The organism is Mesorhizobium sp. B2-5-11, assembly GCF_006440835.1.
GTDB lineage: Bacteria > Pseudomonadota > Alphaproteobacteria > Rhizobiales > Rhizobiaceae > Mesorhizobium.
The window spans coordinates 532,316-553,388 of record NZ_VFUK01000001.1 but is presented as its reverse complement, the minus strand read 5'-3'; the positions used below and the strand labels follow the sequence as shown (position 1 = coordinate 553,388).

The following is a 21,073-nucleotide window of genomic DNA, read 5'->3' as shown; positions in this document are numbered from 1 at the left end:
GCAACAAGGGAGGCTCTTTTGGCGCGCACGACAGGATCCGATGGCGGGAAGACCGAGGCGGCAGCCCGCGAGGCGGCGGTCAACCTGATCGCGCGGCTCGGCTATGAGGCGATGTCGATGCGCCAGCTGGCATCCGAAGTAGGCGTGCAGGCAGCCGCGCTTTATCGCTATTTCCCGACCAAGGAGGATTTGCTGTTCACGCTGATGCGCGAGCATATGGAAGAGCTGATCGCAGCCTGGAACGCCGCACGGCCCGCCGATGCCGATCCGGCAAGCCGGCTTTCGGCCTATGTCGAGAACCACATCGCCTTCCACATCGCCCGCCGCCATGCGACGCATGTTTCGAACATGGAGCTGCGCAGCCTGTCGCCCGAAAGACTGACCCAGATACTGCGGATGCGCACGGCCTATGAGAAGGAACTGCGCGCCATTCTGCGTGACGGCGCCGAGGCAGGCGTGTTCGTCGTCGAAGACACCGGCCTCACCGCCATGGCGCTGATCCAGATGATGACCGGTGTCATCGTCTGGTTCCGGCCGGGCGAGCGGCTGTCGATCGCAGAAGTCACAGCGACATATCTTTCGATGACGATGCGGCTCGTCGGCGCGACGATCGACACCTACAGCGCCGCACATCCGTTTGGACGCGCAAACGACGCCGTGGGATTTTAGTTTCGCGCATGATCTTTTCCGAAAATCCAAGTCGATTTTCGGGGGTCATGCGGCAGGAGGAACCGGATGTACACGAACACGCTCAGCTTCGGGCATGACGAGGATGTCGAGGCATTGCGCGAGCTGGTGCGGCGCTTCGCCCAGGACAGGATCGCGCCGATCGCGGCGGAAATCGACCGCTCGAACGAATTCCCGGCGCATCTGTGGGCGGAACTCGGCAATCTCGGCCTCCTCGGCATCACCGCCGATCCGGAGTTCGGCGGCAGTGGCATGGGCTATCTCGCGCACGTGATCGCCGTTGAGGAGATATCAAGGGCCTCGGCCTCGGTCGGCCTGTCCTACGGCGCCCACTCCAATCTCTGCGTCAACCAGATCAACCGCTGGGCAACGCCGGCGCAGAAGGAGAAATTCCTGCCGCCGCTTTGCTCGGGCGAGCGCGTCGGCGCGCTGGCCATGTCGGAGCCCGGCGCCGGCTCCGACGTCGTCTCGCTCAGGCTGCGCGCCGAAAAGCGCAACGACCGGTACGTGCTCAACGGCACCAAGATGTGGATCACCAACGGCCCGGACGCCGAGACGCTGGTGGTCTATGCCAAGACCGATCCGGAGCGCCATGCCCGCGGTATCACCGCCTTCATCGTCGAAAAGGCCTTTGCCGGATTTTCGGTCGCGCAAAAGCTCGACAAGCTCGGCATGCGCGGCTCCAACACCGGCGAACTGGTTTTCGATAATGTGGAGGTGCCGTTCGACAACGTGCTGCACGAGGAAGGGTGTGGCGTCGAGGTGCTGATGTCTGGTCTCGACTATGAGCGCACGGTGCTGGCCGGTGGCCCGATCGGCCTGATGGCCGCGTGTCTCGACGTCGCAGTGCCCTATGTGCATGAGCGCAAGCAGTTCGGCCAGGCGATCGGGGAATTCCAGTTGGTGCAAGGCAAGCTCGCCGACATGTACACGACGATGAACGCCGCGCGCGCCTATGTCTACGCGGTCGCCGCCGCCTGCGACCGCGGCCAGACCACCCGCAAGGACGCCGCAGGCTGCATTCTGTTTGCCGCCGAAAAAGCAACGCAGATGACGCTTGACGCACTCCAGCTTCTGGGTGGCAACGGATACATCAACGACTATCCGACCGGCCGGCTGCTACGCGACGCCAAGCTCTACGAAATCGGTGCCGGCACCAGCGAAATCCGGCGATGGCTGATCGGCCGCGAGATCATGGCGGAGGGGGTATAGCATGGCCGTCCTCCGGACCCAGATCTCCCCTTCCTCCGATACCTTCCACACCAATGCCGAACGCATGCGGGCGCTGGTCGGCGATATCGCCGAAAAGGCCGCGAGCGTCGAGCGCGGTGGCTCGGAAGAGGCGCGCGAGCGACACGTCGAGCGCGGCAAGCTGCTGCCGCGCGAGCGGCTGGCGCAATTGCTCGACACCGGGTCGCCCTTTCTCGAGATCGGCCAGTTCGCCGCATGGTCGATGTATGGCGAGGACATTCCCTCCGCCGGCATCATCGCCGGTATCGGGCGCGTCGAAGGCACGGAAGTGATGGTCGTCGTCAATGACGCCACGGTGAAGGGCGGCACCTATTACCCGCTGACGGTGAAGAAGCATCTGCGCGCGCAGGAGATCGCGCTGCAGAACAATCTGCCTTGCGTCTACCTGGTCGACAGCGGCGGCGCCAACCTGCCCAACCAGGACGAGGTGTTTCCCGACCGCGAGCATTTCGGGCGCATATTCTACAACCAGGCCAACATGTCCGCCTCAGGCATCCCGCAGATCGCCTGCGTCATGGGTTCGTGCACGGCGGGCGGCGCCTATGTGCCGGCAATGTCGGACGAGACGATCATGGTGCGCAACCAGGCGACCATCTTCCTCGGCGGTCCCCCGCTGGTGAAGGCCGCCACCGGCGAGGACGTCAGCGCCGAGGATCTCGGCGGCGCCGACGTCCATACACGGCTCTCCGGCGTCGCCGACCACTACGCGCTCGACGACGAGCATGCGCTGGCCATCTGCCGGCGCATCATCAAGAACCTCAATCGGAACAAGACCGTAAGCCTTGCCGTCCAGAAACCGATTCCGCCGCTTCATCCGGCAGATGAGATCTACGGCATCGTGCCGACGGATCTGCGCCAGCCCTATGACGTGCGCGAGGTGATCGCGCGCCTCGTCGACGGTTCGGAGTTCGATGAGTTCAAGCAGAATTACGGCACCACGCTCGTCACCGGCTTTGCCCATCTCCACGGCATGCCGGTCGGCATCATCGCCAACAATGGCGTGCTGTTTTCCGAAAGCGCGCTGAAGGGCGCGCATTTCATCGAACTGTGCTGCCAACGCAAGATTCCACTGGTGTTCCTGCAGAACATCACCGGCTTCATGGTGGGGCGCAAATATGAGGCAGGCGGCATCGCCAAGGACGGCGCCAAGCTGGTGATGGCAGTCGCCACCGCCCGCGTGCCCAAGGTCACCGTGATCATCGGCGGCTCGTTCGGCGCCGGCAACTACGGCATGTGCGGGCGCGCCTACTCGCCCCGCTTCCTGTGGATGTGGCCGAACGCCCGCATTTCGGTGATGGGCGGCGAGCAGGCGGCGACGGTGCTGGCCATGGTCAAGCGCGAGGGTATCGAGCGCAAGGGCGGCGAATGGAGCGCTGAGGAAGAAGCGAAGTTCAGGAAGCCGATCCTGATGAAATACGAGCATGAAGGCCACCCGCTCTATTCCTCCGCAAGGTTATGGGACGACGGCATCATCGATCCGGCCAAGACGCGCGAGGTGCTGGCGCTCAGCCTCTCGGCCGCGCTCAACGCGGAGATCGAGGAAACGCGCTTCGGCGTGTTCAGGATGTGAAATGGGCGAGGTGCAGGACAGGATCCGCATTAACGTGGGCGACATCACCAAGTTGGATGTCGACGCCATTGTCAACGCGGCCAATTCCTCGCTGCTCGGCGGCGGCGGGGTCGACGGCGCCATTCACCGGGCGGCGGGGCCGGAACTCCTCGCCGAATGCCGCACGCTCAACGGCTGCAAGACCGGCGATGCAAAGTTGACCAAGGGCTATCGGCTGCCGGCCCGCTACGTCATCCATACGGTCGGTCCAGTCTGGCAGGGCGGCGGCAAGGGCGAGGCGGAGTTGCTCGCCTCCTGCTATCGGCGTTCGCTCGAAATCGCCGCCGAGAAGGAATGCCGCTCGGTCGCCTTTCCGGCGATCTCGACGGGCATCTACCGCTATCCGAGGGATGAGGCGGCAGCAATTGCAGTCGGCGCCGTAAATAGCTTCTTGAGCGGAAATACGACGCCGCAGACCGTCATCTTCTGCTGCTTCGACGAACAAATGGCCGAACTATACCGTGAGGCCGTTGCTTCCTCGAGGCGAACGCAGTCTACGGAGGTTTCATGTTCACAAAGATCCTGATCGCCAACCGAGGCGAGATCGCATGCCGGGTGATCCGCACGGCGCGCAGGATGGGGGTGCGCACGGTTGCCGTCTATTCCGATGGCGATGCGAAATCCCTGCATGTCGAGATGGCCGACGAGGCGGTACATATCGGTGCCTCGCCTGTCAGCGACAGCTATCTGCGCGGCGACAAGATCGTCGCGGCCGCCTTGGCGACAGGCTCGCAAGCCGTTCATCCCGGCTATGGCTTCCTGTCGGAAAATCCTGATTTCGTCGACCAGGTGGCGGCCGCGGGGCTCACCTTCATCGGCCCGTCGGCGGCCTCTATCCGCGCCATGGGGCTGAAGGATGCCGCCAAACGGCTGATGGAAAAGGCCGGCGTGCCCGTCGTGCCGGGCTACCATGGCGAGGCACAGGAGATCGTGGTCCTGGCCTCTAAGGCACGCGAAATCGGCTACCCCGTGCTGATCAAGGCGCGGGCCGGCGGCGGTGGCAAGGGCATGCGCCGGGTCGAGCACCCCGACGAGTTTTCCGAAGCGCTGTCGAGCGCACGACGCGAGGCGAAATCCGCTTTTGGCGACGACCGTGTACTGGTGGAAAAATATATCGACAAACCGCGCCACATCGAGGTGCAGGTTTTCGGCGACAATTTCGGCAATGCCGTCCATCTGTTCGAACGCGACTGCTCGGTGCAGCGACGCCATCAGAAGGTTATCGAGGAAGCCCCCGCCCCCGGCATGACGGAGGCGTTACGCAAGGCGATGACCGAGGCGGCGGTGAAGGCCGCCAAGGCGATCAGCTACTGCGGTGCCGGCACCATCGAATTCATCGTCGATGCCTCGCAAGGCCTGACGCCTGACCGCTTCTGGTTCATGGAGATGAACACGAGGTTGCAGGTCGAGCACCCGGTCACCGAGATGGTCACCGGCACTGATCTGGTAGAATGGCAGTTGCGGGTCGCATCCGGCGAGAAGCTGCCGAAAACGCAAGGCGAGATAAAGCTAGCCGGCCACGCCTTCGAGGCGCGCCTCTATGCCGAGGATGCCGCAAGGGAGTTTCTGCCTGCGACCGGCACGCTGCATCATCTGAAATTTCCCGACATGGTTCCCCAAGGGGCCGCCATGCGTGTCGAAACCGGGGTGCGGGCCGGCGACGCCATTTCTCCCTATTATGATCCGATGATCGCCAAGCTGGTGGTGCATGGCAGGGACAGGCCGGCTGCGCTGGAGGCACTCGGCGCGGCGCTTGCGCGAACCGAAGTCGCCGGTTCGATCGTCAATACCGCCTTCCTCGCCGCACTGGTGACCGATCCGGACTTTTCGGCGGGCGATGTCGATACCGGCCTGATAAGCCGGCAACAGCAGGCGCTGACCGAGATTGCGCCGCCGAGCGGCGAAACGGTCGCGGCCGCGGCCATTGCGGCCTCCGGGGCGGGCGCGCTGCCGCCATCGGACGATTTATGGTCGTCGCTTGCCGGCTACACGCATTTCCATGGCATGGCACGACAGATCCGGCTGAAGTTTGGCGAGGACGATATTCTGGCAAGGGTTTCGGTACGACCAGACCGGCGTTCCCAGGTGACGCTCCATGCACCCTATGACAGCGCCAATTCGCATGACCTTCGCGCCATTCCTCGCCTCGCCCGCTGGCCAGGCCACATCACGATATTCGAAGGCGCGGTCGGCTATACGTTCGCGGTGCCGGACCCGTTAGCCAGAGGCGATGATGCGGCGGCGGCGTCAGGCAGTTTGCGCGCGCCGATGCCGGGACTGGTCAAGCTTGTGCGGGCGGCAAAGGGCGATACTGTGATGAAGGGGCAACTGCTGCTTATCCTCGAGGCGATGAAGATGGAGCATACCATCGCCGCGCCGCATGATGGCGTGATCGCCGAGATCGCCACCGAGGGCGCACAGGTTACCGACGGCACCGTGCTGGTGCGGTTCGAGGATATGCAAGGCTGACAGCCTCGCTGCCGGACGCCAAGCGTCCCTGTCCTGCCGGACAGAGAGAGGCGCCGTAGAATGTCGACCGCCGTTATATGTCCATGGCAAGACACACAGGCAGAAATGAAATGGCCGGGACGAGCCCGGCCATTTCATCGATATAGGCAGCGATTACGGCTGGATCGGCGCATACTTGCCGTCGTGCCACTGGTTGATGTCGTAGCTGGCGTTCTTGAGGTCGCCCTTCTCGTCGAAGGTGACATTGCCGACAACCGTGCTGATTGGCTGCCCGTTCTTCAGCGCCTCGGCGACCTTGGCCGGATCATCGCTGCCGGCACGCTTGATGCCTTCCGCAAAGGCCTGGATCGTGGCGTAGGAGAATAGCGTGAAGCCTTCCGGCACGAAACCGCCGGCTTTGATCTTCTCGACGGCTGCCTTGGCTTCCGGCTTTGCCTGAGGATCCGACGGGAAGACGAACATGGTCCCTTCGCCGGCCGGGCCGGCAACCTGCCAGAATTCCGGCGAGGCTATCGAATCGGGCATGATCAGCTGGAACTTGATGCCCTGTTCCGCCGACTGGCGCAGGATCAGGCCAGCCTCCGGGTGGTAACCGCCGAAATAGACAACGTCGGCCTTGAGGTCCTTGAGCTTGGTGACGAGCGCCGAATAGTCCTTTTCGCCGGCATTGATGCCTTCATAGTCCACTTCCTTCAGGCCGCCGGCATTCATCGTGGCCTTGACCGCATCGGCAACGCCCTGACCGTAGGCACTCTTGTCATGCAGGATGACGACGTTCTTGCCGGCATACTTCTTCGCGATCCAGGGGCCGATGAAGGCACCCTGCGCATCGTCACGCGTATAGAGGCGCATGATCGTCGGCCAGCCGGCCTTCGCTGCGGCGTCGGTCAGCACCGGGTTCGAGGAGGCCGGGCTCATCATCAGGGCACCGGCTTCGGCATAGACGGCGGAAGCCGGAATGCTCGAACCCGAGCAAGCGTGGCCGTCGATGAACTTGACGCCATTGGCGACGATACGGTTGGCGACCGAAACCGCCTGCTTCGGGTCGCACTGGTCATCCTCGATATCGAGCTTGATCTGGCGACCGTCGACACCGCCGGCAGCATTGATCGCGTCGGCGGCAGCCTGCGCGCCCTGCTTGAACTGATCGCCAATGGTGGCGAGCTGTCCGGTCATCGGACCGACCACCGAAAAGGTGATGTCGTCGGCATAGGCGACCGGCGCGCTCATCATCAGGCCGAAAATGGCCGCGTTCAAAATACTTAATTTTTTCATTGCGGTATGACTCCTCCACTCACGCGCGGCCGCCCCGGCCACGCTTCTTCCAGAGAGGCCGGACAATTTCATCCTTCGTGTGGCCTGTCTAGGCGCATTGGCGGCGCTCGATTAGGCCTGCGGAGCATCTCTGGAGCAAAAAGGCAAAAGCCGCGCCGGCCTTGTTCCGGCCGGTCGCGGCTTTGCCTGTCGAGCTGTTTCTCAAGCGCCCCCGCACTCGAACCCAACTCGCCTTCCCTGTCTTCCTGCTGGCCCTGATCTTTCCGAAACCGGATCATGGCCGCCGCGCCGCTGGCCCTGTCGGGCGTGCCGCGTTCTTGGTTTTGTCACGTGGCCGTCTTACCGCGGCCTTGTCCTTGCCTGGCGGACCAGAAGGCCGCCCTGCCTTATCTCTAAATTCAGTGCATCGTCATCCATTCGCGGGCTTCGCGCAGCGCCTTGGCGATCTCGACCTTCGACATCGCAGCCGACAGTTCCGAACGCAATTCCGCAGCGCGGGCCGAACCCTTGATCGCGGCGATGTTGAACCATTTGTGGGCGGCGACGACATCGGTCTCGCAATCGCGGCCCGTCGCATACATCATCCCCAGTTCGAAAAGAATGTCGGCCTGGGCAGTTGCCCCCATGGCGCCGAAGCCTGCTTCAAGCATTTCAAAACGTGCCATTTTTCAATCCTCTCTTCCGGCCCTGTCTGGCTCCCGAGAGCTGCCTCCGTTTGTCTGCCCGGGCTGCTCTTTCGATGCTTTCGAGAATGCCGCTCAGGCTTGAATCCGTCGTTAAATGGCGTGCTTAATTTGAGGAAAACAAAGCTAAAACAATAGGTAAACGTGGAAATTCGTTAAGGATACAAAGCCAGCGATTCAGCCGGATAGCGCCAAATTTGACGACAATTTTCGCGGGCGGAATCAACACTCTGCTAACCACGCGAAACAAACGCCGCGCATGCATGCATTCATTTCCCTGCCGACATTGCTTCCGTCGGCGCATCTGAATTGCCAAAGCTTCCGCTGCGGCACCGCTTTTGTTTTGCGGGGAGCTGGATTAGCTTACGTTTGCGTAAGCGGCAGACCGGCGAGGCGGAGCCTCCTGCCGGGTATCCAAGGGAGGAAAGATGTTTCGAAAAGCAAGCCTGGCCCTGGCGGCCACTTTGATCCTGACCGGTGTGGCCTGGGCCGATCCGATCGAGGGAAACTGGAAGACGCAGGCCGGCGATACCGCGGCCATCGGGGGCTCGGGTTCATTTTCCATCACGCTGAAGTCCGGCAAATATGCCGGCAAGACCATCGGTTCGCTCAAGGCGTCCGGCGACAACAAATACGCCGGCAGCATAACCGACCCGGCAAACGACAAGACCTACTCCGGCAAGGCGACACTGTCGGGCACCTCGCTGAAAATGAGCGGCTGCGTGCTCGGCGGGCTGATCTGCAAGAGCCAGACCTGGCACAAGCTCTGATCGACCCAATCCTTGCGACATGAAAACGGGGCCGGCAGGCCCCGTTTTCGTTTCATGATCCTGGCGTGCTGTGCCGGCGGCCATGCTCCTTATGGCCAGCGCCGCCTCAAAACCCATCAACCAATTTGAACGGCAGATGAACGCCGGCATCAGAGCCGGTTCAGTCGTGCCCGGGCATTCTCCTGCGTGTTGAAGGAGACACGACCAATGCTCGCCCGCCGCTTCACCATCGTCTGCCTGCTGGTGAGCCTGTTTGGAATGTTCTTCGCCATCCTCGTCGCCGAAGCGGGCCGTTCGGCCCGTTCCTGGGACGAGGCCAGTTCCAGAACCTGCCGCCTCGCCTGCCCGACCACCCTTCGCCCCTGAGACAGAAACCAAAGACCTGACCAACCACAAGACCTCGAAAGAAAAGCAAAGACCATGAACCGCATCGCCGCCAACCTCTTCAAAACCGTTCGGCTTCTGCCGCGGGCGGCGCTCATCCTGGCGTTTCTTGCCGCGCCGGTCCTGGCCGTGCCGATGATGCGTGCCGATGCCGGTTCCACGATCGACGCGCCAGCACTGAAGAAATCCGGCGTCGGTTTCGTGCTGCTGGTCAGCCTGCAGCGCGGATAAATTGCGCCTTCGATCGGGACACCCCTCCCAACCGCCTTTCCAAATCTCTATATTGAGCCATGGAAAAGCGAATCTATCCCCAAGCCATCGAATCTGTCGTCATGCCCGAGCCTTTTGGCCGGCAGAGCTTCGACACCGCAGAAAAGGCCGTCGCGGCGCTGCAAGCCCTTTATGGCCGCAACACCAAGTTCCTGCGCGACTCCTTCGCGGCGCTTGCCGCCGGCGGCGACAGCAGCAAGCGCTACCGCGCCTTCTACCCGGAGATCGGTGTCACGACCAACTCGTTCACCCAGATCGATTCACGCCAAGCCTATGGCCACATGCCGACGCCGGGGCATTTTTCCACCACCATCACCCAGCCGAGCCTGTTCGAAAGCTATCTGGTCGAGCAATTGCGTCTGATCATGCGCAATCACGGGGTCGCGGTCACGGTCTCGGAATCGACAACGCCGATCCCGCTGCATTTCGCCTTCCTCGAAGGCACCCATGTCGACGGAACGGCGGCCGAGCGTATCCAGCGGCCTATCCGAGACCTGTTCGACGTGCCAGATCTCGACGGTACAGATGACCAGATCGCCAACGGCACGTTCGAAGTGGCGTTCGGAGAACCAAGGCCGCTGGCGCCCTTCACCGCGCAGCGGATCGACTATTCGCTCCACCGCCTGTCGCACTATACCGCGACCACGCCGCAGCATTTCCAGAATTTCGTGCTGTTCACCAACTATCAGTTCTATATCGACGAGTTCGTGGCGCGCGCCCGTGACCTGATGGAGAATGGCGGCGGCGGATATGCCGAATTCATCGAACCGGGCAACGTGGTCACCAAAGCCGGGCAGAGCGCCCCGAGCGAAGGGGTGGCGCCGCAGCGCCTGCCGCAGATGCCGGCCTACCACTTGAAGAAGCCAAACCATGGCGGCATCACCATGGTCAATATCGGTGTCGGACCCTCCAACGCCAAGACGATCACCGACCACATCGCGGTGCTGAGGCCACATGCCTGGGTGATGCTCGGCCACTGCGCGGGCCTGCGCAATACGCAGGCGCTGGGCGATTATGTGCTGGCGCATGCCTATGTGCGCGAGGATCACGTGCTGGACGACGACCTGCCGGTCTGGGTGCCGATCCCGCCATTGGCCGAAATCCAGGTGGCATTGCAGGAAGCGGTGGCCGAAGTCACCGGCCTGTCGGGGTACGATCTCAAGCGCATCATGCGCACCGGCACTGTAGCCACCATTGACAACCGCAACTGGGAACTGCGCGACCAGCGCGGACCGGTGCAGCGGCTTTCGCAGTCAAGGGCGATCGCACTTGACATGGAATCGGCAACGATCGCGGCCAATGGCTTCCGCTTCCGCGTGCCTTACGGCACGCTCTTGTGTGTCTCCGACAAGCCGCTGCATGGCGAGTTGAAGCTGCCCGGCATGGCGACCGAGTTCTACAAGCGACAGGTGGCGCAGCACCTGACCATCGGCATCCGGGCGATGGAAAAGCTTTCGGAAATGCCGATGGAGCGGCTGCATTCGCGCAAGCTCAGAAGTTTTTCGGAAACGGCCTTCCAGTAGCCGATCTGCGCGCCGCCAGAGCTATTCGCCGTCTTGCCGGCGATTCGCCATCTTGCCCGCAATTCGCTATCTTGATTGAGCCGCATTTTTGCCGATAACCGGGCGAGGACCATCGCTGGCAACTCATGCAGATCTGATCCGATGAAACGCAGTCGAGACATGGCGGCTTCACTGGTATTCATCGTGATGATGACGCTCTCGGTCGCGCTGGTGGCCGGCTTCTTAGGCGCGTTGCACCCGGCGCTCGATTCCTTTTCGCATTTCCGCATTCACCTCGCCGTGCTGATGGCGCTTTGCGCGCTGCCGCTGCTGGCGACATCGTTTCGCCTGCAAGCGGCCGCGGCCCTGGTTTTTGCCGTGGCCGCTCTTGCCACCGCTTCGACCGCCTTGCCCCGGCCGTGGCCGGTTCAGGCGGTCGCCAAACCCACCGACCAGGTAGTCTACAGCCTGCTGCAGATGAATCTGCGCTACGACAACCCGACGCCGAAAAAAGTGCTGTCACTGATCGGCCGGACCAATCCCGACGTCATCACCCTGGACGAGGTGTCGGCGATGTGGGCGACGGAGCTTGGCTACATCGCCAGCGCCTATCCATACCGGATCCTCTGTCCCTATCCCAACGGCGTATTCGGCGTCGCGCTGCTCTCGCGGCGGCCCTTTCTCGCCGGCACCGCGCCACATTGCGAGCGCCGGGGCGCAATGGCCGTTGCGACCATCGATTTCGGCGGCAGGAGCGCCGACGTCGCCGCCATCCATCTCAGCTGGCCGTGGCCGCGGGAACAGTATTGGCAGATCGGCGAACTCTCGGAGCAGCTTTCATCGCTCGGCCAAACCGCCATCATGGCCGGCGATTGCAACGCGGTGCCATGGAGCGCCGCGGTGCGGCGCGTCGCCGCTCTCGGCGGACTGACGGTCATGCCGTCGGCCGGGTCGACCTGGATTCACCGGAAGCTGCCCGACTTCCTGCGCCGCTATGCAGGCCTCCCGATCGACCAGGCGTTCAGCAAGGGCGGCGTGACCATTCTGTCGTCAACGCGACTGGAAGATACCGGCTCCGACCATCTTCCCGTACTCGTGGAGTTCTCGCTTCGCCCCGACGACAGGCTGCCCCATGACGAGCATGAGAGCGCGCTCGCGGCGAGCGACCTTGAAAACAATCCGCGCGGTTGATGCTTCGGCATTCTCAGGGTTTGGTCAACGCTTCGACAAGGTGCTCGACAGGCCCGCCGCCGCGATGCTCGCGCGCATCGAAAGCGTTCTGCCTGGCTTCGTATTCGACATAGATGGCCTTGATCCGGCGCCGCGCCTCGAGATGCGTGGCGGTGCAGAACCAGTTGTCCGGGCGCCGCAGGCCGGCAAGCGCGGCCTCGGTGGCCCGCATCATACGCCTCGCGATACCGCCATGCGTCTGCTCGTGCTTGCGAACGCCGATCATGAAACGGTCCCAACGTTCGCGCAGGACAGGGCTTGCCGACGAGAGCCGCGGGAAAGTGTAGGTCAGGTTCAGCGTCCCGTTGGCCTGCCGCAGATGGCAGGCACCATCCTTCCGGACAATATCGAGATCCCAATGCACGGCGTAACCGGTTTCGGCGATGGCACGCGCCATATAGCCGTGCTTGGGTCCCAGCCGGTCCATTGCCTCGACAAGGGCGGCTCCGGTATTTCCAACGACATCATAGGTGCGGATGTGAACGGTGAGCTTTGTGCCCGCCGACGCGGCTGATGCGCAAAGCAGCATGAAGGCCATGGCGAGCATCGTGGGGCTGGTCAGGCGCATGTCCGCCTCCTTTGTCGGAGCCGAGCAGACCACACTCGGCGGAAGGCTTCAACGGGCTTGATCGAGGCAGGCGGTCGCCGGCGACAGACAAGTCCGCCGCCGCTCGCATGTTCTTCGTGACGGCTTGGCCGGGCACGCTCACATGTTCTGATAGACCGGGCCTTCGCCACCTTGCGGCGGCACCCAGTCGATATTCTGGTTCGGATCCTTGATGTCGCAGGTCTTGCAGTGGACGCAGTTCTGCGCGTTGATGACGAAGCGCACGTCCTTGGCCGCCGGATCGGCAGCGGCATTGCCGTCCTTGTCGACCCATTCGTAGACGCCTGCAGGGCAGTAGCGCGTCGAAGGTCCGGCAAAGACGTCATGCTCGGAACGCTTCTGCAGCTCCATGTCCGCCACCAGCAGATGCACCGGCTCGTTTTCCTCGTGGTTGGTGTTGGACAGGAACACCGAGGACAAGCGGTCGAAGGTCAGCACGCCATCGGCCTTGGGATAGTCTATTTTCTTGTGCTTCGCGGCGGGCTCTAGCGTGGCGTAGTCGGCCTTGCCATGCTTCAGCGTGCCGAAGGGCGAGAAGCCGAACAAAGTGTTCAGCCACATGTCCAGGCCGCCGATGGCGACGCCGGCGATGGTGCCGAAGCGCGACCACAGCGGCTTGACGTTGCGCACCTTCTTCAGATCCTTGCCGATGTCTGTCGCCCGCCACGCGGCTTCGTAAGCGGAGAGCTCGTCATTGGCGCGGCCGGCGGCGATTGCCTCGGCGACATGCTCGGCCGCCAGCATTCCCGACAACACGGCATTGTGCGAGCCCTTGATGCGCGGGACGTTTACGAGGCCGGCGGCGCAGCCCATCAACGCGCCACCCGGGAAGCACAGTTTCGGCACCGACTGCCAGCCGCCTTCGGTAATCGCGCGCGCGCCATAGCCCAACCGCCTGGCGCCCTCGAAAGTACCGCTGATCGCCGGGTGGGTCTTGAAGCGCTGGAACTCCTCGAACGGCGACAGCCAGGGGTTCTTATAATTGAGGTGGACGACGAAGCCCACCGCCACCTGATTGTCGTCCAGATGATAGAGGAAAGAGCCGCCGCCGGTCTTGAGATCGAGCGGCCAGCCGAAGGAGTGCTGGACGAGACCCGGCCTGTGCTTCTCCGGCTTGACCTGCCACAGTTCCTTGAGGCCGATGCCGTATTTGCCCGGCTCGCGGCCCTCGGAAAGCCTGAACCTGGCGATCAACTGCTTGGCGAGCGAGCCGCGCGCGCCCTCTCCGATCAGCACATATTTGCCCATCAGCGCCATGCCCGGCGCGAAACCCGGGCCGTGTGTGCCATCCTTTTCGACGCCCATGTCGCCGGTGACAACACCGGTGACGGCGCCTTCCTCGTTATAGAGCAGGCCGGCCGCGGCGAACCCCGGATAGATTTCCACGCCGAGCGCCTCGGCCTTGGCGGCCAGCCAGCGGCAGACATTGCCAAGCGAGACGATGTAGTTGCCGTGATTGTTCATCAGAGGCGGCATCATCATGTTGGGCAGGCGGAAAGAGCCGGCGGGGCCAAGCACCAGGAAATGGTCCGCCGTGACCGGCGTTTTGAATGGATGGTCTTGTTCGTCGCGCCAGCCCGGCAGCAACCGGTCGATGCCGATTGGATCGACGACGGCTCCTGACAAGATGTGGGCGCCAACCTCACCGCCCTTTTCCAGCACGACCACGGAAAGCTCGGGATTGACTTGCTTCAGGCGGATGGCGGCGGCGAGGCCGGCCGGGCCCGCACCGACGATCACCACGTCGAATTCCATGCTTTCGCGTTCGATATCGCTCATCAACCCCTCCGCACTGGCTTGTCGCTATTGCGCGTATCTTGCTGGCTCATGCGCTGCATAGCGCATCAAGTCGCGACAGGAAACCGGCGCGTCTGTGACAACGCGGATTTGGCCAAAAAGTCGCGCATCGTGCCGAAGGACACCCGTTTTGCGCCGGCCTGCCCGCAACGCGTACGTTTTTAATTGTTCGACGGCTTGCTTATCGGCCATACTTCGCACCATGCGCATTCCTGGGCCAGGCGGCTTCTCATCAACGCGCTTCCCATCGACGCCCGGCAGGGCCTGCCGGGCGTTCCTTTCGGCCCTCCCCCTGCTGGCGCCGGTCCATGCCTTTGCAGACGAGGTGAAGGTCTGGGCCACCGGTGCCTACTCCTTCTCCGACGAGCTTGGCGGGTTCGAAATCACCGGCGCTTCCGGCACCGGCACCAAGGACGATCCGCTCGTCATCACCGAAGAGCTGAATTCAGCGACGCCGGTGACGTTGACCATCCGTGCAACCAAGCCGATCCAGGCGTTCGGCAAGGCGGGCGAGTTCGCCAACGGCATCATGTATTTGCGCTTGGACGTGCTCAACAACAGCGGCCAGGCCTGGATCGAATTCCAGTTCGAGCTTCAGGAGGTCCTGAATCAGCCGAGCGTCTTCGGCGACGGGCTTTCGTTCGACCAGCGCAACAAGACGCCTGACAATATCTGGTCGAGCAATTTTGCCGATTTCGACCGCGATTTTGAACCGTATGACCGTCTGCTGTTCAAGAACGGCAAGGTCGACCCGCTAAAGACCGCCAGGTTCGAATTCCTGATCACCGACTATACGCCGCGCTGGACCTTTTATCTGGTGCAGGACCCGCGCATACCGACGGGTTAGGTTGCGGTGAGCGTATGACGCTGCCACAGACAGGCCGTCATTGCCCGGTTGTGCCAATGTCCCCAATCACCAACTTGCAATATGCGACCAGTCGAACGATGGTGGCGCCATGACTGCCGCTTCCCCAAACAGCCGACCTGATATCGCCGAGCTGCTCGCCTTCTATGCCAGCGCGGGCGTCGACGAGGCGTTGGAGGACGCGCCGGTGAACCGCTTCGCGGAAGCCGCGCCCAAGCCGGCGGAGCGGATGCCGGCTGCCGCGCCGAGCGATAGCAGAGCACCGGAGCGGCCCGCCCAACCGCGTCTCGATGCGAGCGCCGTGCCTAACGCTCCGCCGGCGCGCCCGCCCATTTCGGCGGTACCCGACGAGGCGCAGGCGGCGCTGGCGCGTGAATTGGCCTCGGCTGCCTCGACGCTGGACGAGCTTCGCCAGCACATGTCGACTTTTGACGGCTGCAACCTGAAGTTCACCGCCAAGAACCTGGTCTTTGCCGACGGCAACCCGGATGCATCGGTGATGCTGGTCGGCGAGGCGCCCGGCCGTGACGAGGATATAGAAGGCCTGCCCTTCGTCGGCCGCTCCGGCCGGCTGCTAGACCGCATGTTGGCCGCGATCGGGCTAGACCGGACATCCGTCTACATCGCCAATGTCATCCCCTGGCGGCCGCCGGGAAACCGCACGCCGACGCCGCACGAAACCGAGATCTGCCGGCCGTTCATCGAAAGGCAGATCGAACTGGTCAAGCCGAAGGTGCTGGTCAATCTCGGCGGGCCCTCGGCCAAAACCCTTCTGAATACGAGCGAAGGCATCTTGCGGCTGCGCGGCAACTGGCGCGCCCACACGACAGCGTCCGGCGTCGTTATTCCGGCGATGCCGACGCTGCACCCGGCCTATCTACTGAGGACGCCGACGCACAAGAAGCTGGCTTGGCGGGATTTTCTCGAGGTGAAGGCGAAGCTAAGAGCGCTCACCTCTCCATGACCTCGCGGGTAATTGAAATGCGCCTGCCGTCGCCCTAACCATGCCCTCATGATATCTCCTCAAACCTCCGCCGGCAGCCTCATCCGTGAATGGCGCACGCGACGCCGGATGAGCCAGCTCGACCTCGCCACGGAAGCCGATATCTCGCAGCGGCATCTGAGCTTCGTCGAGAGCGGGCGGGCCGCGCCGTCGCGCGACATGGTGCTACACCTGGCCGAGCAGCTTTCGATCCCGCTTCGCCAGCGCAACCAGCTCTTGCTGGCGGCGGGCTTTGCGCCGAGCTTCAGCGAAAGGCCGCTGACCGACATTTCGCTGGCACCGGCCATGGCGGCGGTCGAGACGGTGCTTCGAGGGCACGAGCCGTTCCCGGCGCTCGCGGTGGACCGGCACTGGAACCTCGTTTCGGCAAACACTGCCATTGGGCCGTTCCTGGCCGACGTTTCCGAGCCCTCGCTGCTCAAGCCGCCAGTCAACGTGCTGCGGCTCAGCCTGCACCCTGGAGGTGTCGCGCCGCGCATCGTCAATCTCGCGGAGTGGCGGGCGCACCTGCTGGAACGCCTGAAGCACCAGAACGACGCGTCAGGCGATCCGGTGCTGATCGAACTGGAGCGTGAGTTGCGCGGTTATCCCTCCGGCCCGAAGAGTAGGCGGCCGGCGCGGGTCGAGCCGAGCGGCATCGTGCATCCGCTGCGGCTTGCCCATGGGGATCAGGTGCTGTCGTTCATCAGCACCATCACCGTGTTCGGCACGCCGCTGGACGTGACGCTGTCGGAGCTGGCGATCGAGTCCTTCTTTCCGGCCGACGAGCAGACGCGGACGGCGCTGGTAAGATTGGCGAAAGAGCGGGCCTAACGGTGCTGATCACCCCTGCGGCGGGGCGGCCTTGCGCGTGCGGGTGCGTTCCAGGCCGAGTTGACGTTCGCGCCAGATGATGAAGATGCCGGCGGCAACGACGATCAGACCGCCGGTCAGCGTGTTCAGCGTGGCGACATCGCCGAAGACGAGATAGCCGACCAAGACGCCGAGGATCATCGAGGTGTATTCGAACGGCGCCACCACCGATGCCTCCGCATGGCGGTAAGCCGAGGTCATCAGGATCTGGCCAAGGCCGCCGCAGAAGCCGGCGGCGACAAGAAGGACCGCCTGCCCCGGCGTCAGCGCCTGCCACCCAAACGGCAGCGACAGCAGCGCCATGACGCTCGCGGTGACCGAAAACCAAAGCACGATCGTGGCGGTGCGCTCGCTTTGCACGAGATTGCGCACGAGCAGCATGGCGACGGCCGAAATCGCCGCCGCTATCAATGCGGCGATGACGCCGAGCACCTCCTGGTCATCGAGCGCCTCGCCGGAACTCAGGAGCGTCAGCTCCGGCCAGGAGATGATCAGCACACCGACGAGGCCGACGGCGACCGCGCTCCAGCGATAGACACGAATGGCTTCGCCGAGGAAAATCGAGCTGAACACCACCACCAACAGTGGCTGGGCGTAATTCAGCGTGATTGCTTCTGGCAGCGGCAACCGCGTCAGCGCGAAGAAGCCGAGCCCCATGGCGCAGACGCCGACGACGCCGCGCGCGATGTGGTTGAACGGACGGCTTGTACTGAAAGCCGTGCCGAGATTTCCCTTGAAAGCCAGAAAGGCAATGATCGGAAAGATAGCGAAGAAGGAGCGGAAGAAGACGATCTGTCCCGCCGGCACAGTGCCCGCCGCCTTGATGCAGGTCGACATGCCGACGAAGACCGCCACCGAGACGATCTTCAGCATAATGCCGGTGAGCGTGTTGTGCCCTACGGTATTGTCACTGTTGTCGCGGCCTGCTGTCACGCTCCCGCCGCTTCCCGCGTGGTTGCCCAGGTGCGCGCCGGCGTTGCCGGTCTCTCGATATGCCTGACGTCGTAGACGGCGGCCATGACTGCCTCGCGATGCTGGAAAGGAAGGTCTGAATAGACCTTGTCGCAGTTTTGTCGAGCCGCCGGTTCGTGTAAAGAGCGCGGACTTCAAAATTTTGGACGGGCAGGACAGGCCCGGAAAGACAGGAACCAAGGAATGCGCACCGACACTGGCCAGGTCTTCAAACTCGAAGACTATCGCCCCAGCGACTATCTCATTCCGGAAACGAACCTTGAATTCCGTCTTTCGCCAGGCGCGACGATCGTCACGGCAATTTTGACCGTCGAGCGCCGGGATGGCGTCGCGGCCTCTACGCCGCTTGTGCTGGATGGCGACGGGCTGACGCTCAGGCGCGTCGAGATCGACGGCAGGAAAGCCAAGCCGACGGATTTTGCCGTGACGCCCGACCGACTGACCATCCTCAGGCCCCCGGCGGCGCGTCGCTTTCGGCTGTCGATCGAGACCGAGCTGGCGCCGTCGGGCAATGAAGCGCTGATGGGCCTCTACCGCTCAAGCAACGTCTATTGCACGCAATGCGAAGCAGAGGGCTTCCGCCGCATCACCTATTTCCTCGACCGCCCCGACATCCTTTCCGTCTACACCGTGCGGATCGAAGCCCGCCGCGACGAGGCGCCGCTGCTTCTGTCCAACGGAAACCGGGTCGACAAGGGCGATCTCGGCGATGGCTGGCACTATGCCATTTGGCACGATCCCTTCCCCAAGCCATCGTATCTGTTCGCGCTGGTCGCCGGCAATCTCGGCCGGGTCGCCGACAGTTTCGTCACCATGTCCGGCCGCACGGTCGAGCTCGGCATCTATGTCGAGCCCGGCAAGGAGAAGCTCGCCGGCTACGCCATGGATGCCTTGAAGCGATCGATGCAATGGGACGAGGAGGCATTCGGCCGCGAATACGACCTCGATGTCTTCAACATCGTCGCCGTGTCCGACTTCAACATGGGGGCGATGGAGAACAAAGGCCTCAACGTCTTCAACGACAAATATGTGCTGGCCGACCGGGAGACCGCGACGGACGCCGATTTCGCCAATATCGAGGCGATCATCGCGCATGAGTATTTCCACAATTGGACAGGCAACAGAATCACTTGCCGCGACTGGTTCCAACTTTGCCTGAAGGAAGGGCTGACCGTTTATCGCGACCACGAATTCTCCGCCGACCAACGTTCGCGTGCGGTCAAGCGCATCGCCGAGGTACGCACGCTGCGCGCGCATCAATTCCCCGAGGACCAGGGGCCGCTGGCGCATCCGGTCAGGCCGCGCCGCTATCGCGAGATCAATAATTTCTACACGGCGACCGTCTACGAAAAAGGCTCGGAGGTGGTGCGCATGATCCGTACCATCCTCGGGCCTGATAGCTTTCGCGCCGGCATGGACCTCTATTTCGAGCGGCACGACGGCACGGCGGCGACGATCGAGGATTTCCTGACAGTGTTCGAGGAGGTGTCCGGCCGCGACTTGTCGCAATTCGCGCTCTGGTACCATCAGGCCGGCACCCCTAACCTGGCGGTGAGCTCGACCTATAACCGGGCGGAGCGGGAATTCACTCTGGAAATCGAGCAATCGGTGCCGCCGACCCCGTCGGAAAGCCGCAAACGACTGATGCACATACCGCTCGCCTTCGGTCTGATTGGCGCCGGTGGCGAGCCGGTCGCCTATGACACGGTCGACGGCGCCAGCGTCGAGGACGGCATCATCCACATCCGCAAGCGCCGGCATGTGGTGCGCTTCTCAGGCGTCGCCGAGCGTCCGGCGGTTTCGCTGAACCGTGGCTTCTCGGCGCCGATAACGCTTGCCGTCGAGCAGAAGACCGATGACCAATTCTTCCTTGCCGGCCACGACAGCGACAGCTTCTCGCGCTGGCAGACCTTCAACACGCTGCTTACGGATGCATTGATCTTGGCCTTCCGCCAGATTCTCGACGGCGCCGAGCCTGGCTTCACCGCGCGGCTGACCGAGCTTGCCGGCAGGATCGCGAGCGACGAGACGCTGGAGCCGGCCTACCGGGCGCTGGCGCTTTCGCTTCCGGGCGAGACCGACATAGCGCGCGACATCGGCAAAAACATCGAACCCAACGCCATCTTCGCTGCGCGCGAGGCGCTGGCGCTGGCAATCGCCAGGGCTAACCGCGACGCGTTCGCCGGCCTCTACGAGCGGCTTGCCGACGCCGGCCCGTTCAGCCCGGACGCAGCTTCCGCCGGACGGCGGGCGCTGCGCAACGTCATGCTCGATTATCTCTCGCTGCTGTCAGATGGCGCCGGGCTTGCGGCGGAGCACTTCCGGTCGGCCACCAATATGACTGACCGCGCGGCGGCACTGACCGTGCTCGCGCACCGCCACCATGGTTCGCCGGAGGCAAACAAGGCACTGGCGGCTTTCGAAGCGACATATGCGTCCGACCCGCTTGTGATGGACAAATGGTTCCAGATTCAGGCCAGCGTACCCGGTCCGCAGGCGGTGGAGACGGTTCGCGCCCTGACCACGCATCCGGCCTTCTCGATGGCCAATCCGAACCGGGTGCGCTCGTTAATCGGCACATTCTCCAGTGCCAACCAGACCGGATTCCACCGCGCCGACGGCGAAGGCTACCGATTCTTCACGCAGACCGTGCTCGAGGTCGAAAAACGCAATCCGCAGGTGGCGGCAAGGTTGGCAACGGCGCTCCGGTCGTGGCGTTCGCTCGAACCTGGCCGGCAGGCCAAGGCCAGGGAAGCGCTGCTTTCGATTGCCAATGCCGAAAACCTGTCGGCGGATTTAAGCGATATCGTCGAGCGTACGCTGGCGTGAGCCAGACCCGAGCGGCCA

19 protein-coding genes are annotated in these 21,073 nt (G+C 63.2%); 14 read left to right on the top strand and 5 right to left on the bottom strand.

Annotated elements, in window-relative coordinates; genetic code table 11:
* The first annotated feature begins 18 nt into the window (after nt 1-18).
* The 5 genes from FJ490_RS02760 (at nt 19) to FJ490_RS02740 (ending at nt 6,016) form a co-directional block, all read left to right on the top strand.
* Nucleotides 19-669, top strand: coding sequence for a TetR/AcrR family transcriptional regulator (locus tag FJ490_RS02760; protein ID WP_140567723.1), 651 nt, complete (start codon nt 19-21; stop codon nt 667-669).
* A 66-nt stretch (nt 670-735) separates the two neighbouring features.
* Nucleotides 736-1,899, top strand: coding sequence for an isovaleryl-CoA dehydrogenase (locus FJ490_RS02755; RefSeq protein ID WP_140555818.1), 1,164 nt, complete (start codon nt 736-738; stop codon nt 1,897-1,899).
* A 1-nt stretch (nt 1,900) separates the two neighbouring features.
* Nucleotides 1,901-3,508, top strand: a complete 1,608-nt coding sequence (locus FJ490_RS02750) for a carboxyl transferase domain-containing protein (protein WP_140624518.1) — start codon at nt 1,901-1,903, stop codon at nt 3,506-3,508.
* Nucleotide 3,509: 1 nt separating this feature from the next.
* Nucleotides 3,510-4,073 carry an O-acetyl-ADP-ribose deacetylase gene (locus FJ490_RS02745; RefSeq protein ID WP_140517990.1) on the top strand — a complete coding sequence of 188 codons (564 nt, stop codon included), beginning with the start codon at nt 3,510-3,512 and terminating at the stop codon, nt 4,071-4,073.
* The gene (locus tag FJ490_RS02740) at nt 4,055-6,016 is read left to right on the top strand and encodes an acetyl/propionyl/methylcrotonyl-CoA carboxylase subunit alpha (RefSeq protein ID WP_140728174.1); all 1,962 of its coding nucleotides are present in this window, start codon (nt 4,055-4,057) and stop codon (nt 6,014-6,016) included. Before FJ490_RS02745 ends, FJ490_RS02740 begins: the two co-directional genes overlap by 19 nt.
* Before the next feature lie 153 nt (nt 6,017-6,169).
* On the opposite strand, the gene FJ490_RS02735 is transcribed toward FJ490_RS02740, so the two are convergent.
* Both FJ490_RS02735 and FJ490_RS02730 read right to left on the bottom strand, forming a co-directional pair.
* Nucleotides 6,170-7,291 (bottom strand): branched-chain amino acid ABC transporter substrate-binding protein, encoded by a 1,122-nt coding sequence (locus FJ490_RS02735; protein WP_140494645.1) that lies wholly within the window; start codon nt 7,289-7,291, stop codon nt 6,170-6,172.
* Between the two features lie 398 nt (nt 7,292-7,689).
* Nucleotides 7,690-7,956 carry a sel1 repeat family protein gene (locus tag FJ490_RS02730; protein WP_010915070.1) on the bottom strand — a complete coding sequence of 89 codons (267 nt, stop codon included), beginning with the start codon at nt 7,954-7,956 and terminating at the stop codon, nt 7,690-7,692.
* 446 nt (nt 7,957-8,402) lie between these two features.
* Here FJ490_RS02730 and FJ490_RS02725 point away from each other — a divergent pair, with 446 nt between their 5' ends.
* From FJ490_RS02725 to FJ490_RS02710, 5 genes are all read left to right on the top strand, one after another.
* Nucleotides 8,403-8,744, top strand: a complete 342-nt coding sequence (locus FJ490_RS02725) for a DUF2147 domain-containing protein (RefSeq protein ID WP_140555823.1) — start codon at nt 8,403-8,405, stop codon at nt 8,742-8,744.
* A gap of 207 nt (nt 8,745-8,951) precedes the next feature.
* Entirely contained in the window at nt 8,952-9,110 is a 159-nt protein-coding gene (locus FJ490_RS32550; RefSeq protein WP_181165140.1) for a hypothetical protein, read from the top strand.
* 54 nt (nt 9,111-9,164) lie between these two features.
* Nucleotides 9,165-9,359, top strand: coding sequence for a hypothetical protein (locus tag FJ490_RS02720; RefSeq protein ID WP_140494649.1), 195 nt, complete (start codon nt 9,165-9,167; stop codon nt 9,357-9,359).
* A gap of 101 nt (nt 9,360-9,460) precedes the next feature.
* Nucleotides 9,461-10,921, top strand: coding sequence for an AMP nucleosidase (locus tag FJ490_RS02715; protein ID WP_224684496.1), 1,461 nt, complete (start codon nt 9,461-9,463; stop codon nt 10,919-10,921).
* A gap of 159 nt (nt 10,922-11,080) precedes the next feature.
* On the top strand, nt 11,081-12,091 hold the full coding sequence (locus tag FJ490_RS02710) for an endonuclease/exonuclease/phosphatase family protein (RefSeq protein ID WP_224680932.1): 1,011 nt from the start codon (nt 11,081-11,083) through the stop codon (nt 12,089-12,091).
* 13 nt (nt 12,092-12,104) lie between these two features.
* Here FJ490_RS02710 and FJ490_RS02705 read toward each other — a convergent pair whose 3' ends face one another.
* On the bottom strand, nt 12,105-12,698 hold the full coding sequence (locus tag FJ490_RS02705) for a DUF922 domain-containing protein (RefSeq protein WP_140657987.1): 594 nt from the start codon (nt 12,696-12,698) through the stop codon (nt 12,105-12,107).
* A 138-nt stretch (nt 12,699-12,836) separates the two neighbouring features.
* Entirely contained in the window at nt 12,837-14,516 is a 1,680-nt protein-coding gene (locus FJ490_RS02700) for an electron transfer flavoprotein-ubiquinone oxidoreductase (RefSeq protein WP_140657989.1), read from the bottom strand.
* Nucleotides 14,517-14,736: 220 nt separating this feature from the next.
* Between FJ490_RS02700 and FJ490_RS02695 the strand changes: the two genes are divergently transcribed.
* From FJ490_RS02695 to FJ490_RS02685, 3 genes are all read left to right on the top strand, one after another.
* Nucleotides 14,737-15,381 (top strand): hypothetical protein, encoded by a 645-nt coding sequence (locus FJ490_RS02695; protein WP_140657991.1) that lies wholly within the window; start codon nt 14,737-14,739, stop codon nt 15,379-15,381.
* 109 nt (nt 15,382-15,490) lie between these two features.
* Entirely contained in the window at nt 15,491-16,363 is an 873-nt protein-coding gene (locus tag FJ490_RS02690) for a uracil-DNA glycosylase (protein ID WP_140657993.1), read from the top strand.
* Nucleotides 16,364-16,411: 48 nt separating this feature from the next.
* Nucleotides 16,412-17,215, top strand: coding sequence for a helix-turn-helix transcriptional regulator (locus tag FJ490_RS02685; protein ID WP_140555832.1), 804 nt, complete (start codon nt 16,412-16,414; stop codon nt 17,213-17,215).
* 9 nt (nt 17,216-17,224) lie between these two features.
* On the opposite strand, the gene FJ490_RS02680 is transcribed toward FJ490_RS02685, so the two are convergent.
* Nucleotides 17,225-18,127, bottom strand: a complete 903-nt coding sequence (locus FJ490_RS02680; protein ID WP_224617863.1) for a DMT family transporter — start codon at nt 18,125-18,127, stop codon at nt 17,225-17,227.
* 282 nt (nt 18,128-18,409) lie between these two features.
* Here FJ490_RS02680 and pepN point away from each other — a divergent pair, with 282 nt between their 5' ends.
* Nucleotides 18,410-21,055: an aminopeptidase N gene (gene pepN / locus FJ490_RS02675; RefSeq protein ID WP_140728173.1), complete on the top strand. Its 2,646-nt coding sequence runs from the start codon at nt 18,410-18,412 to the stop codon at nt 21,053-21,055.
* The last annotated feature ends 18 nt before the right edge of the window (nt 21,056-21,073 follow it).

Excerpts from the sequence above, each read along its gene's own strand:
- pepN (WP_140728173.1), top strand. The coding sequence starts at position 18,410 with ATGCGCACCGACACTGGCCAGGTCTTCAAACTCGAAGACTATCGCCCC.
- FJ490_RS32550 (WP_181165140.1), top strand. The coding sequence starts at position 8,952 with ATGCTCGCCCGCCGCTTCACCATCGTCTGCCTGCTGGTGAGCCTGTTT.
- FJ490_RS02715 (WP_224684496.1), top strand. The coding sequence starts at position 9,461 with ATGCCCGAGCCTTTTGGCCGGCAGAGCTTCGACACCGCAGAAAAGGCC.
- FJ490_RS02725 (WP_140555823.1), top strand. The coding sequence starts at position 8,403 with ATGTTTCGAAAAGCAAGCCTGGCCCTGGCGGCCACTTTGATCCTGACC.
- FJ490_RS02730 (WP_010915070.1), bottom strand. The coding sequence starts at position 7,956 with ATGGCACGTTTTGAAATGCTTGAAGCAGGCTTCGGCGCCATGGGGGCA.
- FJ490_RS02690 (WP_140657993.1), top strand. The coding sequence starts at position 15,491 with ATGACTGCCGCTTCCCCAAACAGCCGACCTGATATCGCCGAGCTGCTC.
- FJ490_RS02745 (WP_140517990.1), top strand. The coding sequence starts at position 3,510 with ATGGGCGAGGTGCAGGACAGGATCCGCATTAACGTGGGCGACATCACC.
- FJ490_RS02720 (WP_140494649.1), top strand. The coding sequence starts at position 9,165 with ATGAACCGCATCGCCGCCAACCTCTTCAAAACCGTTCGGCTTCTGCCG.
- FJ490_RS02710 (WP_224680932.1), top strand. The coding sequence starts at position 11,081 with ATGGCGGCTTCACTGGTATTCATCGTGATGATGACGCTCTCGGTCGCG.
- FJ490_RS02755 (WP_140555818.1), top strand. The coding sequence starts at position 736 with ATGTACACGAACACGCTCAGCTTCGGGCATGACGAGGATGTCGAGGCA.
- FJ490_RS02685 (WP_140555832.1), top strand. The coding sequence starts at position 16,412 with ATGATATCTCCTCAAACCTCCGCCGGCAGCCTCATCCGTGAATGGCGC.
- FJ490_RS02740 (WP_140728174.1), top strand. The coding sequence starts at position 4,055 with ATGTTCACAAAGATCCTGATCGCCAACCGAGGCGAGATCGCATGCCGG.
- FJ490_RS02705 (WP_140657987.1), bottom strand. The coding sequence starts at position 12,698 with ATGCGCCTGACCAGCCCCACGATGCTCGCCATGGCCTTCATGCTGCTT.
- FJ490_RS02700 (WP_140657989.1), bottom strand. The coding sequence starts at position 14,516 with ATGAGCGATATCGAACGCGAAAGCATGGAATTCGACGTGGTGATCGTC.
- FJ490_RS02695 (WP_140657991.1), top strand. The coding sequence starts at position 14,737 with ATGCGCATTCCTGGGCCAGGCGGCTTCTCATCAACGCGCTTCCCATCG.
- FJ490_RS02750 (WP_140624518.1), top strand. The coding sequence starts at position 1,901 with ATGGCCGTCCTCCGGACCCAGATCTCCCCTTCCTCCGATACCTTCCAC.
- FJ490_RS02680 (WP_224617863.1), bottom strand. The coding sequence starts at position 18,127 with ATGCTGAAGATCGTCTCGGTGGCGGTCTTCGTCGGCATGTCGACCTGC.
- FJ490_RS02735 (WP_140494645.1), bottom strand. The coding sequence starts at position 7,291 with ATGAAAAAATTAAGTATTTTGAACGCGGCCATTTTCGGCCTGATGATG.